Below are 15,166 nucleotides of genomic sequence, written 5' to 3'. Positions count from 1 at the left end.
ATGCCGGGCTCACGGCCGTACCAACTGGGTCTCGGCGGCGCTGACGTCGGAGGCTGGTTCGGGCGGGGGCCGGCGGGCGGTGTCGCTGACCTTGATCAGGACGGCGACCAGCAGCCAGTTGGCGACCATGGACGAGCCGCCCTGGGCGAGGAAGGGCAGGGCCTTGCCGGTCAGCGGGATGAGCCCGGTGACACCGCCGCACACGACGAAGACCTGCAGGACGAGTGCCGCGGCCAGACCGCCGGCGAGCAGCTTGCCGAACGGGTCGGTGACCGTGAGGGCCGTCCGCAGGCCGCGCTCGGCGAGCAGCGCGTAGAGCAGGATGACGAGCGTCACCCCGACCAGGCCGAGTTCCTCGCCGACCGTGGTGAGGATGAAGTCGCTGCGCCCGGCGAAGCCGATGAGCTCCGGGTGGCCCTGGCCGAGGCCGGTGCCGAGGATGCCGCCCGAGCCGAAGCTGAACAGGGCCTGCGCGGCCTGGTCCGAGATCAGGCCCGGCGGGCGCTTGTCGGGCGGCAGAAAGATGTCCATGGGGTGCAGCCAGGCGACGACACGGCCGTGCACGTGCGGTTCGAAGGAGCCGACGACGAAGGCGCCGACGGCGAACATCGCGACGCCGAACACCACCCAGCTGGTGCGCTCGGTGGCGATGTACAACATGATCACGAACAGGCCGAAGAAGATCAGCGAGGTACCGAGGTCTCGCTCGAAGACCAGGACGAGCAGGCTGAGGATCCACACGGCCGCGACCGGGCCCAGCTGCCTCCCCCGCGGCAGGTACATGCCCATGAGGCGCCGACCGGCGAGCGCGAGGGCGTCCCTGCGCATGGTCAGGTATCCCGCGAAGAACACCACGATGACGATCTTCACAAACTCGCCGGGCTGGAAGGACAGCGGCCCGATGAAGATCCACCGCTTCGCGCCGTAGACATCACCGGGATAGAACGCCGGAGCCATCAGCAGGACCATGCCCACGGCGATCGTGACGTACGGATAGCGTTGCAGCCTGCGGTGGTCCCTGAGCAGCGCCACCGCGGCGGCGAACACCACCACGGCGATGCCGCACCACATCAGCTGCCCGGACACCGCAGCCGTCGCGTGGCGGTAGTGGGCCGCGTAGGCGAGGTCGAGCCGGTGGATGAGGACGAGCCCCAGACCACTGAGCAGGGTGGCCAGCGGCAGGATCAGTGGATCGGCGTTGGGCGCGAACCGGCGTACGGCGACATGGCACACCACGGGCAGTACGACCGACGCCAGGCACGTCAGCGCCATACTCGGCGGCAGCTCGCCGCTGACGGCAAGAGCCGTCTCGGCATAGCCGTAGCAGCAGATGAGGACCGCGCCGAGCAGGAGGACCAGCTCCAGGTTCCGGTCGCTCAGGCGTCCCGACCTGCCCGTCCGCACGGCCAGTTTCGCCGGTCCACGCCGACCAGTCATGCTTTCCCCCTCGATCGGGTCCACCCCCTCGAATCCCGCTCCGGGACCCGGCCAACAGGGTTATATGGTTGCGCAACAATGCAACTGAAACTGTAGCCGAGGCCAGGTAAGAGGAGGGTCGGCGTGGCGGCACGCAGGAGGGGGCGCCGCAAGGCGTGGGCAGTGCTGATCGGGGTGTGCGTGGTCCTGGCACTCGTGAGCTATCTCGCCGTCCGGTTCATCCGCTCGGCGACTCCCGATGAGTGCACCGCGCACGGCCCGGATGGTACGACGGTCACGCTCGATCTGGACCAGGCGTCCCACGCCGCGACCATCGCGGCCGTGGCTCACGCGCGCGGCCTGCCGGAACGGGCCGTAACCATCGCCCTGGCGACCGCGATCCAGGAGTCCAAACTCCGCAATCTCACCTACGGGGACCGGGACTCCCTCGGCCTCTTCCAGCAGCGCCCGTCCCAGGGCTGGGGCAGCCCCGCACAGATCCGCGACCCCGCCTACGCGTCGGGCAGGTTCTTCGACGCGCTGGTCAAGGTGCCGGACTACCTCGGCCTGCCCGTCACCGAAGCCGCGCAGCAGGTCCAGCACAGCGGCTACCCGGAAGCGTACGCCCAGCACGAGGACATGGCGGCGACACTCGCCGACGTACTGACGGGACGAGAGGGACCGGCACTGAACTGCACGGTGAGCGGGGCCGATCCGGCCCCCTCGGACGCAGGAAGCGGTGCGGCGGGCGCCGTGAGCGAGGCCGGTGGCCGTGTCGCCGCAGCCGTCAGGCGGGAGTTCGGCGGGGCGCCGGCCGCCCTGCCCGCGACCGGCGGCAACAGCGTCAGCTACCCGATCGCGACCGATCAGACTTCCACGGGCTGGTCCCTCGCCCTGTGGCTGGTCTGCCACGCCACCGAACTGCACGCCACGTCCGTGACGTTCGACGGCCGACGCTGGAGCAGCACTACTGCGGACCGCGGCTGGACACACACCGCACCCGATCCCGGGCGGACCGGGACGCTGGCGGTGGCGCTGGGCTAGGCCTGCACAGGCCGCTGGACCCTGATGGACTGGAGGAGTCCCACGGCCACCCACACGGCGAACATGGACGAGCCGCCGTAGGAGACGAAGGGCAGCGGGATGCCTGCCATCGGCATGATGCCGAGCGCCATGCCGATGTTCTCGAAGGACTGGAAGGAGAACCAGGCGACGATCCCGCGTCGACCTGCGCCGAGGGCAGCATCGCCATGCCCAGGACGATCGAGACCTTCACGAACTCCGAGGGCTGGAGCGAGAATCCGCCGCCCAGCACGACCGGTTGCGGTTGCCGTTGAGTTCGCGCCGAGCGGGGTGGGCACCGCCGGCACGCCGAGGACGGACAGGCCGTAGAGGGCCGGCACGGCGTTGCGCAGGGCGCGGTGGCCCAGCCGGAGGGTGCCGGCCATCAGGACGAACCCGATGCCGAAGTTCATCAGATGCCGGACCAGGAAGTAGTGCGGGTCGCCCTGGTTGGTGGTGGTCCGGTTGCGGGTCGCCGAGTACACGAGCAGCGGGCCGATGAACGACAGCGCGAGGGCCGACAGCAGTATCGGCCAGTCCAGCCGCCGGACCACGGAATCGCGCGCGAAGAGCCGTGTCCACCGGGGCCGTTCGGGCCCATACCCCGAGACGGAGAAGCTCTTCACGCTGGTCACCTCAGCCTATGTGGCCGGTTACAGGCGCTGCGTGCTTGGACTCCCGCACGGCCAGATAAGTTGCATACTTGCGTAATGCAGCAAGCATCTGGCGAGAATGGGCCCGTGACCACCCATGACACCCCGAACCCGCAGCGTCCTGGCCCCGAGCATTGGACCGAGATACTGCATGTCCGCCTGGAACGGATCGAGGGCCTGCTCGCTCCGGCCGATCAGCTATCCGAGTCCGAGCGTCCCGCGTGGCAGCGGCGTACCCAGGGCGAGCAACGCTGGGCCGTGATGGCGGCGCTGCTGGTCGCCGTCTGGGTGCAGTGGGCGCTTCCGGCACGGCTCAGCATCCACCCGCACTGGCTGCTGCCCGCCCTGGAGCTGGTCATGATGGCGGCGCTGTGGATAGCCCATCCGCACCGGCGGATCGAGCATCGCTCCCGTCTGCTGCGCGCACTGGGCTTGCTGCTGGCCGCCGCGGTCAGCCTGGCCAACGGCTGGTCGGCCGTCATCCTGGTACGCGACTTGCTGCACGGCACCGAGGGCTCCAATGCCGCGGCCTTGCTGACGACGGGCGGCGGCATCTGGCTGACCAACGTCATCGCCTTCAGCCTCTGGTACTGGGAGTGGGACCGGGGCGGCCCGGTGGCCCGCGCCCTGGGCACGCACCAACACCCGGACTTCCTCTTCCCCCAGATGCAACAGGAGGGCATCGCGCCCCAGGACTGGGAGCCGCAGTACATGGACTACCTCTATGTCGCCCTCACCAACGCCACCGCCTTCAGCCCCACCGACACCATGCCGCTGTCCCGGTGGGTGAAACTGCTGATGGCGACACAATCCACGATCTCGCTGCTGACCCTGGCGCTGATCATCTCGCGCGCGGTCGGGGTCCTGCAGTAACCCCGGGCAGATTGGGGCACAGCACGCCCCCAGCGGCACTGATCCATCACCACGTGGCCTATGTCCGTGACCGCGAGATCGCCGATCGGCTCAGTTTGGCGATCCGCAAAGCTGGGGGGTGATCGCGGAAACGCCCGCCGCAGGCGTGCCGCGCAGTCTCACAGCTCTTGGGGCCGTTGCTCCTGAGGGACGGAGTGGACGCCCTGGTCGGCAGTCCGGGCTTCTCCGGCCCCACACCTCCGCAACTGGGGTCTCCAGCTACGAGGCCGAGCAGCGTGGGCAGAGCTTCGGTCAGGTCCGCGACGCCTTCATCCGCGTGGTCAACCAGGCCGACTGCCGCGAGATCGCGCGTGACGACCTGACCGAGGACGCCTCCACCGCGACCGCGATGGTCTTCGGCGAGGTCTACCGTTACGACGGCGAACGGAAGTTCCACGCCATCGGCCGGGGTTATGCCTCCGGTCTGCACGGCATCACCCAGGACTACGGCGTCAACGTCTGAGGCCGGCATCAGCGCCGAGTCAACCCGGTGCGCGGACCCTGATCCGCAGCACGCTGTGGGATGCGAGCGCCCCATGTACGTCCGACTGGGCAACTAGACTGAGCGTCAAGGCACGAAGTGATCCATGCGAAGCGGGAGGAGACGTGGCAGCAGAGGCCGGCAGACGCGTCGATCCGTCTGCCGACGTGCTCGCGGAGGCGGGCGTGCTGTTCGGGCTGCTGGCGTCCTCGGTGCGGCTGCATCTGCTGTGGGTGCTCTCTCAGGGTGAGAACGACGTGACCGGCCTGGCCGACCAGGTGGAGGCGGCGATGCCCGCGGTCAGCCAGCACCTGTCGAAGCTGAAGCTGGCGGGCCTCGTCGGCTCCCGGCGCGAGGGCCGACGCCAGGTCTACTTCGCCGCCGACACCGATGCTTCCACCGTCGTAAGGGAGTTGATCGGCCAGCTGGCCGCTCGGGCCGGGGCGGAGCCCGGCCCGTCTCTCCGATGGCGCGCCCCCGGTGCCTGAGGCGGTTGCCTACGGGTCAGCGGTCTGAGTCGGGCTGGTTGGTGGCGGCGGCGTACGCCTGGGCGGGGGTCATGTGGACGCCGTTCAGCTGGACGGTCTTGTACGGGCTGACCTGGGCGCAGCTCTTGGACTGGTCGGCGGTCTCCGCATGGGCGCCTCCGACCGCGGCATGGGTGTCGGCGGGCGCCGGGGAGGAACTGCCGCCGTTGCCACTGGGGTAGGTGGTGCCGCTGGGCCAGTCGCTGCCGATCACGAGGGTCAGGCCGTCGGCGCTGCCCTGCTTCAGATGTGAGGAGGGCAGGCCGAGCGCCTTGGCCACCGCCTGGGCCTGGGGTTTCTGGTCGGCGCCGTAGGTGAGGGTCGTGGTTGTCGTCGTGCCGGGGGCGTTGGCCGTGGTCGTGCCCGAACTGAAGCCCTTGCCGGTGAGGGCGGTGGCGAGTTCGGAGGCGCGCGGCACGGTGGTGCCGGTGCCGTTCTCGATCTTCACGGCGATCTGGGAGGGGTCGACCGCCTGGGGGGTCGCGGTGGGCGCCGTGGACTTCTTCCCCGAGTCGCCGGTCAGGGACTGGTCGTTGGCGATGGTCGCGAACAATGACTTGGCCCCGGCGCCGGGTACCACGCGGTCCTTGCTGTCGGGGTCGGGGGCGGTCTGCATGGTGGTGAAGGTGATCCGGTGAGAGGGGACCTTGTTCACGGCGGAAGCCAGGCCCGCCAGTTTGCTGATGCTGCCCAGGCCGTCGTCCACGGTCAGGGCCTTGGTCGCCGCGTTGGCCAGGTCGTAGACGGCCGTGGGGTCGGTCAGGGTGCCGGCGCTCTTGAACTTGCGGATCATCGAACTGAGGAACATGTGCTGGGCGTAGGTGCGGCCCAGGTCGCTGCCGTCGCCGAAGCCGTGCCGGGAGCGGACGAACTCCAGGGCCCCGACGCCCTTGAGGGTGTGGGTGCCCTTGGACAGCTTCAGATGCGAGTAGGTGTCGTACACGTTGTCGCTGACGCACACGTCCACACCGCCGACCGCGTCGGACATGCTCACCACACCGGCGAAGTCGAGCTTGACGAAGTGGTCGATGGGGATCCCGGTGAGCTGGTGGATGGTGGCCACCTGGCAGGCCGGGCCGTACGACAGGGCGCTGTTGATCTGGCCGTAGTAGCCGGACGTGGAGGTGCCACCCGCGCTGTCCTTGCAGGCCGGGACGTTGGTCATGGTGTCGCGGGGGATGCTCATCACGGTGGCGTTGGAGCGGTCCGCGGCGATGTGGACCACCATCTCCACGTCCGCGTTCCCGTTGCCGGACTGCACACCGGTCTGCGAACAGCCGCCGCCCAGCTTGCAGTCCTCCGCGCTCGTACGGCCGTCCGAGCCGATCACCAGGATGTTGATCGGGGTGCGGCCGAAGGCGTCTGCCTTCTCGGTGCCACCTTTGCCGTCGAGCGAGACACTCGTGATGTTGCCGTCGAGGTGCTGGTACAACCACCACCCGGCACCACCCGCGGCCAGCACCACGAGAGCCAGGCAGATCCCGGCCGCCCGCAGTATCCGTCTGCCCCGGCTCGCCGGCCGGACACGGCGCCGTGCGCTTCCCTGGCCGGCGGATCGAGAGGCCGCCGCCCGCGCGGCGGCCCGGCCGGGGGGACGACGACCGCCGGAGGGCCCGTCCGTACGCTGGCGGGGCACCTGGGTGCCACGGCGGCGAGTGGCGCGGCCGGTGGAGCCGTCCCGCAGGTCAGGCATCTCCCACTCCCATAAACGGTCAGGCCCAGGACGCCGTCGGGGGCGTCCGTGTCCGTCGGGCGAAGTGAGGCATCGTTGATTAATTAGTTGCGCAATCTAGCAAACGAACTCCCGTTCAGCGCAATGACAGCGTGGGGTAGGCGGGGAGCGTGCATGTGGGGTCGAGCCGGTACCGGTGACCGAGGTGGCGCTCACGCCGGGGTGGCTTTGTTCACGAGAGCCCGGATCTCGTGGACAAAGCCACACCAGGATTTTGCCGAGCAATAACCTGGGATCCACGCGCTTGGTTATGAAGTCCGGTTGGCTGGCCCGCCATTGTCAGGTGCGTCCCCTTCGTGGATGTCGAGCATGCCGCTCAGGCCAAGCCGTTGAAGTGTGCCGCGGGCCTCGGCGCCGGCGTGGGTGACGATGACCCTTATTCCGTACTTGCGTGCCTCAAGCAGTGCAGGGAGGAAGGCGCGGCCGCCGTCAGTGGTCATGAAGGTGACGCGTTGGAGATCCACCTCCAGAACGAGGGGATGCGTTCGGAGGGCGTTGCGCAGGCCCTTGTCGACACGTTCGGCGGCTGCCGCGATGATCTCCCCCGACAGCTGGACCACGACGTGATCCCGGGCCTGCCTTGTGCGGACCGTGCGCCGCCCGAAGCGGCGCAGTGTGCCGCCAGTGGTCTTCCAGAGAGTGCGGTGTCCGCGTGGCGGGGTGGGTGTGGGATCCGGCATCGAGTGTCCCCCTTCGCGTCAGTGCCTGTTCCGTCCGTGGCGCTCGATGATCCACGCTGCGCCCAGTTCGGCCAGTGCTCTCCGTCGTTCCCGGCGCGTGCGTCTCCGGGGCACGGGCGAAATCCCCTGCCTCTGCCCCGGAACGGCCGCGAGCGCCGCAAGGCGTTCGGCGGCGCGTGCCAGTTCGGCCCGCAGTCGCTGGTGCCGTCCGGGAGACCTGGTTCTCAGCAGGGCTGTGTAGAGCCCTTCGATCTCGGCCACGGCGGCTCCCAGCCGGAGATTCGCGTCGCGTTGTTGAGCGTCGCCGTGCGGCATGGATGCTTTCCCTCTCCGGGGCAGTTCCAAGGACGTTGCGGCCCCAGGCTGATGTCGTCTGTTGTGCTACGGCTGGCTTTCTCGTCGGCCGGGACCACTAGATGCCGCCCTGGACGAGCAGGGTGATCCGGTCGGGGTCGTAGACCGCCCAGCACGAAGCCGGGACGCGGGCCAGGCGCAGGCGGCACAGGGTGGTTCCGCAGGGGCCGGTCCACCAGGCGGTGATGGCGCCCGGCCACGGCCATCCGGCGAGGTCGGACACAGTCACGGGCCGGTAGGCGTGCCGGATCTGGTCGTCCGGGCCGAGCGAGGGGCAGACTCCAGCCAGGTCTTCCAGCAGATGCTTCGCCGTGGTCTCGCTTCGCATGGTCGGGCCTTCCCCCTCGGCTCGGTCTACAACGATTTCATTATTGCGCAAGTAACGTAGTTTTCCTGGGGTTCATCTGTGTGAGTGGACGCTGGCTGTCGGGGCCGGCCGTAGGAGAGGTCTGAGCACGGGTCGTCCTGGCGGAGCGAGGGCTGTCGGCCTTGGGAGCGGGACCGGGTGCGGGTGGCTGTGTCGGTGTGGTGGTCGTCCGGCCGAGGATTACGGTGATCCCCGGGTCGGTGGCGGGCTGCGGTTGTGCGCCGGGGAAGAGTCGCGCGACTGTCTCGGCCTCGGCCTGGTGGCCTGGGGCGTACCTGATGAGTCTGGTCGGCATGGATGTCGCCCCTCATCCGCCCTTGATTGCACAAATGCGCGACACAGTAAGCGTTTCTCGCGGCTGCACATCCTGCGGGCGTGCTGCCGCGGCCAGCTGCTGCTTGGCGCGGCCGCAGGCGTCCAGGGCGCGGGTGTAGTCGTCGCGCATCGCGTCCGTGGCCCCCGGCTCGGGCGGCCGGAAGCCGAGACGGTCGAGTTCCTCACCGAAGGCGGTGATGTCCTCGTCCACTGCCACGCGCAGCGTGACCCTTGGCCTGCTGGAGCGCCTGGTCCACGAACGCGTTCACCTCCGCGGAGGCGTCGGAGGCGTACGAACGCCGTACGGCGCCCTTGAGATTGTCGACCGCATCCTTCGGCATCACCTGGCGATCGGCGCCCGCGTTGAACCCGGCGCCGAGCCGGACCGCATACGCGCCCATGATGCCGGTCAGGGAGCGCAGGTCCCGCAGCACGGTGGCCGGCGGATACTCGGGCGCCTGGGGCAGTACGGCAACGAAGGCCGGCTTGTCCGCCTTCTTGATCTTCTCGGCGAGCTGGTCGGCCTCCGTCCTCGGCACCTCAGCACTGACCCGGGGGTCGACGTACACCGGCCCCTTACGGAACGCGTACCCCACGGCGGCAGGCCCCGTTTCGGCGGCCCGTGGGGCCGAGTGACCGCCCGGCTCACCGTCTGGCTGGCGATCGCGCTGGTCACGGGTCTGATCGCGGCCGCAGTGGCCTTCCGCGTTGCCCAGCGGCGCGCGCCCGCACGCCAGGTGCCGGTGATGTCGCAGGCCGAGAAGCTCGCTTGGCAATCCGGCTCGACAGCTCCTGACACCCGCCTCCCGGTCGGTCAGTGACGCTGCCGTTGTCGGGCGGCGTCGACCAGGAGATGGGTGATGCCGGCGGGCAGGTCCAGGTGGCGCTCGATCCATGGGGCGTCCTCGCCGTGAGTGGCGAGGATCCAGGCGGTGTACAGGCGGTTGAGGCTCGGCGCGTCCCTGCCGAGCAGGTACGGGCGTACGGCCTCCATGGGGAAATCTTCCAGCGTGCGGGCCGTGAACCACGAGTCGTCGACCGTCTCGTGCAGGCGCCGATGAGCCTGGCGGGCGGCGTCCCGGTGGGCGTGCCACACGGCTGCCACCAGCATGAACGCGGCGGTGCCCGCGCCCATGAGAGCCCCGCTGACGATCGGCCGGTCCCGGGCCGGCGCGGTCGCCAGTGCGGTGACCTCCAGCATGACCAGCGTGACCACCCCCAGCAGCGCGACGCCCTCGCCCGTGGGCGCATGAGGCAGGGTCCTCATGACTCGGCTCTCCCTTCCAGTTCCATCCTGGCCGGTGACCGGGACGTTGTCCTGAGGCCGCACGACCCCTTTGCGGACTGCGTGGCAGGAGGCGTTGCCCTGGTGTGTCAGGCCAGCGCCGGGGGCCGTTCCCGCTCGGACTCCTCGTCGTCCATGTGCCAGTGCAGGTCGCTCACGCCGGGCTCCAGGGACAGCCGGGAGATGACCTGCTCCAGCGCGGCGGCGACGTCGCCGCTGATCGGGACGGTGGCGCGCAGGCTGGCGGCATCCCCCTCGCGTCGCGCGCGTAGGCCGCTGGGGGCGAGCCCGGAGGCGGCCAGGGTCTGCAACAGCAGGGCGCGCAGATGTGTCTCGGCTTCGCGCTCGCACACCAGGTGCACGGTGGCGCGGACGGTGGCGTCGGGGTCGGTGCCGGCGGCCGGGGCCCGGTCCAGCAGGCGCCCGGCCGGGCGCAGCAGCAGATGGATGCCGAGCACCGTCACGGTGCCGAGCGCGGCCAGGGCGAGCCGGCCGGAGGCGGCCAGCACTCCTGCGGCGGCCGAGCACCACAGGGTGGCGGCGGTGTTGAGGCCGCGTACCCCGGCACCGTCGCGCAGGATCACGCCGCCGCCGAGAAACCCGATTCCGGAGACGACGTAGGAGGCCACCCGGGTCGGGCTGCCGGTGTCGCCCACGGCCACGCTGTAGAGCACGAACAGGGTGGCTCCGGTGGCGACGAGGGCGTTGGTACGCAGGCCCGCCATCCGCGCCCGCCACTGCCGCTCGACGCCGATCAGCGCGCCGCAGCCCGCACCGGTGGCGAGCCGGATCAGGAAGTCCGTTGTGGTCAGGGCGTGCATGGCACACCTCCTTGAAACGCGAGCGGGAAGGGACGGTGGTCAGGCGAGGGGTTCGAGGAACTCCAGGCGGTTGCCGACCGGGTCGGTGCTGTAGAAGCGGCGGTGGCCGGGCAGGTTCTCGTCCCAGGTCACCGAGGCGCCGTGGGCCGTCAGCCGTTCGGCGAACGCGTCGATGTCCTTCACCCGCAGTCCCGGATGGGCCTTCGTCGCGGGCCGGAAGGGCTCCTCGATGCCCAGATGGAGCTGGACGGCGCCGTCGGGGGTCGCGAACCAGGCGCCGCCCCGCGCGGCCAGCACCGGCGGCTTGGGAATCTCGACCAGGCCCAGGGCATCGACGTAGAAGGCTCTCAGGCGGTCCTCGCTGGCGGTCGGGGCGGCGAGCTGGACGTGGTCGAGAGCGACGAGCATGGCGGACCGGCCTTTCGGTAAGGGCGAGAGAGCTTGGCGTATGTGTTGATGTGTTTCTTTCGGGCCGTCCTGGGGGCGCCGGGCCGGCACCCCCAGGACCTCGTTCTGGTGACCGGCTGGTGGTCAGTTGCTCAGCGCGACCTGGACGATCTTGATGACGACCAGGATCATCGCGATGAGCAGGTAGGTCCGCAGGGCGCCCATGCCGATCTTGCGGGCGGTGGACATCGTCGGCCGGGTCAGGGTCTGCAGCGGCGGCATCCGCCAGTCGTCCTTGCCGGTCCGGTCGATCGGGTCCTCCTTGGTGCCCGTACGGCGGCGCGTGAAGGCGTAGCCCGCAGCCAGCACCCCAATGACGCCGCAGGCGGCCATGATGTCGAGGATCGCCCCCGAGGAGATGTCCGGGAACAGGACCGAGGCGGTCAGGATGATGGAGAGGGTGACCAGGACCCCGACCACGGCAGAGGTGAACGCGTTGGTCTTCGGTCCGTTCACCCACGGGCCGAGCACGGCCTTGTCGTTGCAGAGCAGCAGCAGGAAGACCGACGCCGACGGCAGCAGGACCCCGGCCAGGGTCTGGACGCCCTCGGTCAGCAGGCCCAGCGGCGAGCCCGGGATCAGGACGATGGCGGCAGCGGCGGCGACCAGTCCGGCGTAGACGGCGTAGAAGCCCTTCGCGCCGCCCACCCCGCGGTGCAGCGAGTGCTTCATGCCCAGCACGTCACCGATGGCGTAGGCGGTGGACAGCGAGACCGCGAACGCGCCGATGATCGAGGCGTCCAGCAGCGCGATCGCGAACAGCACGCCCGCGAGCTTGCCCGCCTTCGCCTCCAGCCCGTGAGCGACACCGGCGGTGTCGGTGAACTGCCCGAACCCGTGCGTGCCGGCGAACGCGGCGGCGGTGAAGCCCATCATGGCCGCGGCCCCGATGACCACGATCACGATGCCGATCCACAGGTCGATCTTCTCGTACTTCATGAAGCGCGGGGTGATCCGCTTGTCGATGACGTACGACTGCTGGAAGAACAGCTGCCAGGGGGCGACCGTGGTGCCGACGATGCCGATGATCAGCAGCATGACGGTGGAGAGCTGGCCGGTGCCGCCGGGCATGTTCGGTACGACGAAGTCGCGTGCCATCTGCGAGGCGTGCGGGTGGACCATGAAGTAGATCGGCACCAGCAGCAGCGAGGCGGTGCAGAGCGTCATCGCGACCCGCTCGAACCGCTGGAACGATCCGGTGAACGCCGACGCGATGATGATCCCGGCTGCCAGGACCACGGCGGCCACCTTGGGCAGCCCGAGATATCCGGCGGCCAGGGTGATGCCGATGAACTCGGTCACCAGAGTGAGCGCGTTGAGCAGGAACAGGTCGATCACGCTGAACGCGCCCCAGAACTTGCCGAACCGCTCCAGGATCAGGCGGGCGTGGCCGACGCCGGTGACGGCGCCGAGGCGCAGCACCATCTCCTGGTTGACGTACAGCACGGGAACCAGGAGCAGCAGCGTCCACAGCAGGTGGGTGCCGTAGTTCTGGCCGGCCTGGCCGTAAGTGGCGAACGCGCCGGCGTCGTTGTCGCCGACCATCACGATCAGGCCGGGGCCGACTATCGCCAGCAGTGTCTTGAGTTTGGCGGACAGGCCGGTGCGGGGTGCGGTGTCGTCGAGCTTGATGGTGCCGAGGGCGCCACGGATGTCGCCGACGTGCGCGTCGTCGAGGACCGCGGCGCGCGGGGCCTCGGACACAGTGGTCGCGGTGGTCATGTCATACCTCCCGATTCCCCCCAGAGGGGGAGGTAGGGGGGCACGCGAAAGCCGTCCCCCCTGCGCGAGCGCGCAGGACGGCGGCCCGTCACGGCACAGGGCCGTACGGGGCGCAGGACGCGGCTGGGAATCCGCGCAGGGGAGAGGGTTACCGCGTGCCGGAAGAGTGCGAGGACAAGCGGATCAGGGGCCGACTATGGCCCGGACTACTGCTACTGCAGTCCATGTCTCTCGCCTCCTTCCGGCCGGGGACGCGACCTGTGCGCGTCAGCAACGACTCGGCAAGGAGCAACCCGGCCCGTGCGGCCGGCTCACCCCAACTCGTCAGAGCTTTGGCACTCCACGGCGTAATCCCCTTGCGAGGGAAGCCACTTGGGGTCACCCCTTAGTTCGGGGAGACCTGTCCTGACCCTGGGCGTCTCTCGACGTCGTGGGGTCAGTGGCCTGTGTCCGTGAAGACGCCTCACCGAACGAGGTGCCCCTTTTCAAACCTCCACGAGTGTAGCCCCGTACTTGCACATGAACGCAAGTTCTTGGCGGAGTCTTGACCGGGGCCGACTGTGCCTGTAGTGGCGATCACAGCCCTCGCGGACCACGCGTCGACACGGGGTGGGTGATCGATACGGTGAGCCGGCTGTGGGCTGACCTACGCCAACTCCCGGACGCTTTCACGAAAGGCACGACGCATGCCCGAGAACGGCACTGCCGCCGAGGTGGTCTCCGTTCCGGTGGGCCGGGGGGTGGGTGGCCGGCCTCGACGCCTTCTCCCGCCTGGAGGTCGTCTACCACTTCGACCGGGTCCCGGTGGAGAAGATCGAGACCGGGGCCCGCCACCCCCGTGACAACACCGACTGGCCCCAGGCCGGCATCTTCGCCCGGCGCGGGAAGAACTGCCCCAACCGGCTCGGCGTCTCCCGCTGCCGCCTGATCAAGGTCGACGACCTCGATCTGCACGTCCAGGGCCTCGACGCAGTGGACGGCTCCCCGTCCTCGACTCAAGCCCTACATGAGCGAGTTCGGCCCCCAGGGCCCGCTCACCGAGCCGGAATGGGCCACCGCTCTCATGCGCGGGTACTGCTGACCGGCCGGTTCCCCGCCGATGGGCTGGAGGAATTCGAGACGGTTGCCGACGGGATCCTGGCTGTGGAAACGGCGGTGGCCGGGGAGGGTGGTGTCGTCCCAGATCACGAGGGCGCCGAAGGCTTCGAGGCGGGCGGCGAGCGATTCGATGGCCTCGACACGAAGGCCGGGGTGCGCCTTCGCGGACGCCCGGTACGGGGTCTCGATGCCCAGGTGGAGCCGGACCCGCTGGTCGTCGTCGCTGAACCAGCAGCCTCCGCGGGCGGCGAGGCTGGCCGGCCTCGGGACTTCGACGAGGCCGAGCGCGTCGACGTAGTAGGCGCGCAGCAACTCCTCGCTGCCCTGCGGGGCGGCCAGCTGGATGTGGTCGATTGCGGTGATCATGCCGGACCTCCGGTCGGTGATATCGCTGATCTCGGTGATGTCAGTGGCGGGTGTGCCAGGTCGCTTCGAGGTGCCGGACGCCGTCCGGGCTGGTGGCCAAGTGCCAGTGGGCGTGCGGCCGTTGCCTTCCGGCGTCGGCCGCCGTCCGGCGGGCTGTCGGTGCGTCGAGCGCGTGGAGCACGGGTTGCTCCAGGGGGCTGTCGGCGACGCGACGGACGATGCCGACGAGGAGGGCGCGCATCGACTGCCAGGTGCCATGCGGGCGGGTGTCGTGGTGTCGCAACGGATGGTGAACGAAAACGGACATGAGTGGTTGCCTCCGGTGGGGGTGTGCTCGGGGCGTGCTCTGGCGGCCGGGCGCGCAGGGGTGGGCCGGGTGTGCCGGACAGGGCGTGGGTGGTGTGCGGGGTCCGCGTGTCAGGGACGGGTGGCGAGGTTGGTGAGGCGCAGTGCGGCGGCCGGCGGAAGGCCGGTGAACTCGGCGAGCCAGGCAGGGCGGTGGCCCTGTAGGGCGAGGATGTGAGCCAGGTGGACGCGTGGCTCGTAGGTCCCGCATCGGCTCCCGGCGCAGGCGAGGAGGTCGAGCAGGTACGTGCGCTCGACGCCGTCGTCCAGGGTCAGGCGGACGCCTGGGCAGGTGTGACCGGGCGGGTGGGGCGCGGGGGTGAGGTGGTCGGGGAGGCGCATGGCGGTGTCCTCCTTCGCGGGAGAGAGGCGGTCGCCACGCCACCCGCCAGGGCGGCTGTTGCGCCGGTCATGCCGGTGACAGTCGGCGCGGCACGCCGCAGCGGCGGATGGGCCACTGGCGGATCGGCATGGCGGTGATCGGGCTCGACGGCGGGATCATCGTCGTGATGAGGCTGTGTGCTCGCAACTGGTGTGACCCCGAGCGCCATTGACGTCTGATGGACTCCCGGGTGCGGGAGAC

Annotated in this window: 17 protein-coding genes, 3 pseudogenes and 1 riboswitch; of the genes and pseudogenes, 6 read left to right on the top strand and 14 right to left on the bottom strand. The window is 69.8% G+C overall.

Annotated elements, in window-relative coordinates:
• Positions 1 to 9: 9 nt before the first annotated feature.
• Positions 10 to 1,437, bottom strand: coding sequence for an FtsW/RodA/SpoVE family cell cycle protein (locus AB5L52_RS06700; RefSeq protein WP_369362978.1), 1,428 nt, complete (start codon positions 1,435 to 1,437; stop codon positions 10 to 12).
• Positions 1,438 to 1,560: 123 nt separating this feature from the next.
• On the opposite strand from AB5L52_RS06700, the gene AB5L52_RS06695 reads away from it, so the two are divergent.
• Complete coding sequence (locus AB5L52_RS06695; protein ID WP_369362977.1) at positions 1,561 to 2,460, top strand: heavy metal transporter; 900 nt, start codon at positions 1,561 to 1,563, stop codon at positions 2,458 to 2,460.
• Here AB5L52_RS06695 and AB5L52_RS06690 read toward each other — a convergent pair.
• Positions 2,457 to 3,113 (bottom strand): annotated as a pseudogene (locus AB5L52_RS06690) (FtsW/RodA/SpoVE family cell cycle protein). The gene AB5L52_RS06695 and the pseudogene AB5L52_RS06690 sit on opposite strands and share 4 nt — an antisense overlap.
• A gap of 105 nt (positions 3,114 to 3,218) precedes the next feature.
• On the opposite strand from AB5L52_RS06690, the gene AB5L52_RS06685 reads away from it, so the two are divergent.
• From AB5L52_RS06685 to AB5L52_RS06675, 3 genes and pseudogenes are all read left to right on the top strand, one after another.
• A complete protein-coding gene (locus AB5L52_RS06685; RefSeq protein WP_351030700.1) occupies positions 3,219 to 4,004 on the top strand; it encodes a hypothetical protein in 786 nt (261 codons plus the stop codon).
• A gap of 250 nt (positions 4,005 to 4,254) precedes the next feature.
• A pseudogene (locus tag AB5L52_RS06680) lies at positions 4,255 to 4,506 on the top strand (TerD family protein); the annotation flags it as partial.
• A 143-nt stretch (positions 4,507 to 4,649) separates the two neighbouring features.
• Positions 4,650 to 5,012 (top strand): ArsR/SmtB family transcription factor, encoded by a 363-nt coding sequence (locus AB5L52_RS06675; RefSeq protein ID WP_369362976.1) that lies wholly within the window; start codon positions 4,650 to 4,652, stop codon positions 5,010 to 5,012.
• A 16-nt stretch (positions 5,013 to 5,028) separates the two neighbouring features.
• On the opposite strand, the gene AB5L52_RS06670 is transcribed toward AB5L52_RS06675, so the two are convergent.
• The 5 genes from AB5L52_RS06670 to AB5L52_RS06650 all read right to left on the bottom strand — a co-directional run bounded on the left by AB5L52_RS06670 (position 5,029) and on the right by AB5L52_RS06650 (position 9,038).
• Positions 5,029 to 6,744, bottom strand: a complete 1,716-nt coding sequence (locus AB5L52_RS06670; RefSeq protein ID WP_351572979.1) for an LCP family protein — start codon at positions 6,742 to 6,744, stop codon at positions 5,029 to 5,031.
• A gap of 287 nt (positions 6,745 to 7,031) precedes the next feature.
• Entirely contained in the window at positions 7,032 to 7,397 is a 366-nt protein-coding gene (locus AB5L52_RS06665) for an STAS domain-containing protein (protein WP_369368828.1), read from the bottom strand.
• A gap of 478 nt (positions 7,398 to 7,875) precedes the next feature.
• Positions 7,876 to 8,145, bottom strand: a complete 270-nt coding sequence (locus AB5L52_RS06660; protein WP_369362975.1) for a hypothetical protein — start codon at positions 8,143 to 8,145, stop codon at positions 7,876 to 7,878.
• Positions 8,146 to 8,491: 346 nt separating this feature from the next.
• Positions 8,492 to 8,710: a hypothetical protein gene (locus AB5L52_RS06655; RefSeq protein WP_369362974.1), complete on the bottom strand. Its 219-nt coding sequence runs from the start codon at positions 8,708 to 8,710 to the stop codon at positions 8,492 to 8,494.
• Positions 8,682 to 9,038, bottom strand: coding sequence for a hypothetical protein (locus tag AB5L52_RS06650; RefSeq protein ID WP_369362973.1), 357 nt, complete (start codon positions 9,036 to 9,038; stop codon positions 8,682 to 8,684). The genes AB5L52_RS06655 and AB5L52_RS06650 overlap by 29 nt, the downstream gene beginning before the upstream one ends.
• 93 nt (positions 9,039 to 9,131) lie before the next feature.
• Here AB5L52_RS06650 and AB5L52_RS06645 point away from each other — a divergent pair, with 93 nt between their 5' ends.
• Positions 9,132 to 9,320, top strand: coding sequence for a hypothetical protein (locus AB5L52_RS06645; RefSeq protein ID WP_351030712.1), 189 nt, complete (start codon positions 9,132 to 9,134; stop codon positions 9,318 to 9,320).
• Here the strand turns inward: AB5L52_RS06645 and AB5L52_RS06640 are convergent.
• The 4 genes from AB5L52_RS06640 to AB5L52_RS06625 all read right to left on the bottom strand — a co-directional run bounded on the left by AB5L52_RS06640 (position 9,314) and on the right by AB5L52_RS06625 (position 12,774).
• Positions 9,314 to 9,766: a hypothetical protein gene (locus AB5L52_RS06640; RefSeq protein WP_369362972.1), complete on the bottom strand. Its 453-nt coding sequence runs from the start codon at positions 9,764 to 9,766 to the stop codon at positions 9,314 to 9,316. The two genes, AB5L52_RS06645 and AB5L52_RS06640, sit on opposite strands and share 7 nt — an antisense overlap.
• A gap of 107 nt (positions 9,767 to 9,873) precedes the next feature.
• Positions 9,874 to 10,605 (bottom strand): MgtC/SapB family protein, encoded by a 732-nt coding sequence (locus tag AB5L52_RS06635; protein WP_369362971.1) that lies wholly within the window; start codon positions 10,603 to 10,605, stop codon positions 9,874 to 9,876.
• Between the two features lie 39 nt (positions 10,606 to 10,644).
• Positions 10,645 to 11,013, bottom strand: coding sequence for a VOC family protein (locus tag AB5L52_RS06630; protein WP_351572964.1), 369 nt, complete (start codon positions 11,011 to 11,013; stop codon positions 10,645 to 10,647).
• 123 nt (positions 11,014 to 11,136) lie between these two features.
• Positions 11,137 to 12,774: an NRAMP family divalent metal transporter gene (locus AB5L52_RS06625; RefSeq protein WP_369362970.1), complete on the bottom strand. Its 1,638-nt coding sequence runs from the start codon at positions 12,772 to 12,774 to the stop codon at positions 11,137 to 11,139.
• Positions 12,775 to 13,082: 308 nt separating this feature from the next.
• Positions 13,083 to 13,256, bottom strand: a riboswitch (M-box (ykoK) riboswitch).
• A gap of 262 nt (positions 13,257 to 13,518) precedes the next feature.
• On the opposite strand from AB5L52_RS06625, the pseudogene AB5L52_RS06620 reads away from it, so the two are divergent.
• A pseudogene (locus AB5L52_RS06620) lies at positions 13,519 to 13,701 on the top strand (TrmO family methyltransferase); the annotation flags it as partial.
• A gap of 75 nt (positions 13,702 to 13,776) precedes the next feature.
• Here AB5L52_RS06620 and AB5L52_RS06615 read toward each other — a convergent pair.
• The 3 genes from AB5L52_RS06615 to AB5L52_RS06605 all read right to left on the bottom strand — a co-directional run bounded on the left by AB5L52_RS06615 (position 13,777) and on the right by AB5L52_RS06605 (position 14,925).
• Positions 13,777 to 14,238 (bottom strand): glyoxalase, encoded by a 462-nt coding sequence (locus AB5L52_RS06615; RefSeq protein ID WP_369362969.1) that lies wholly within the window; start codon positions 14,236 to 14,238, stop codon positions 13,777 to 13,779.
• Between the two features lie 40 nt (positions 14,239 to 14,278).
• Complete coding sequence (locus AB5L52_RS06610) at positions 14,279 to 14,545, bottom strand: hypothetical protein (protein ID WP_351030725.1); 267 nt, start codon at positions 14,543 to 14,545, stop codon at positions 14,279 to 14,281.
• A gap of 110 nt (positions 14,546 to 14,655) precedes the next feature.
• Positions 14,656 to 14,925 (bottom strand): hypothetical protein, encoded by a 270-nt coding sequence (locus AB5L52_RS06605; protein ID WP_369362968.1) that lies wholly within the window; start codon positions 14,923 to 14,925, stop codon positions 14,656 to 14,658.
• Between the last annotated feature and the right edge of the window lie 241 nt (positions 14,926 to 15,166).

The sequence above is a fragment of the Streptomyces sp. CG4 genome (genome assembly GCF_041080655.1).
Taxonomy (GTDB): Bacteria; Actinomycetota; Actinomycetes; order Streptomycetales; family Streptomycetaceae; genus Streptomyces.
The sequence above is the reverse complement of the archived record's forward strand: the minus strand, read 5'-3'. Positions and strand labels throughout refer to the sequence as shown.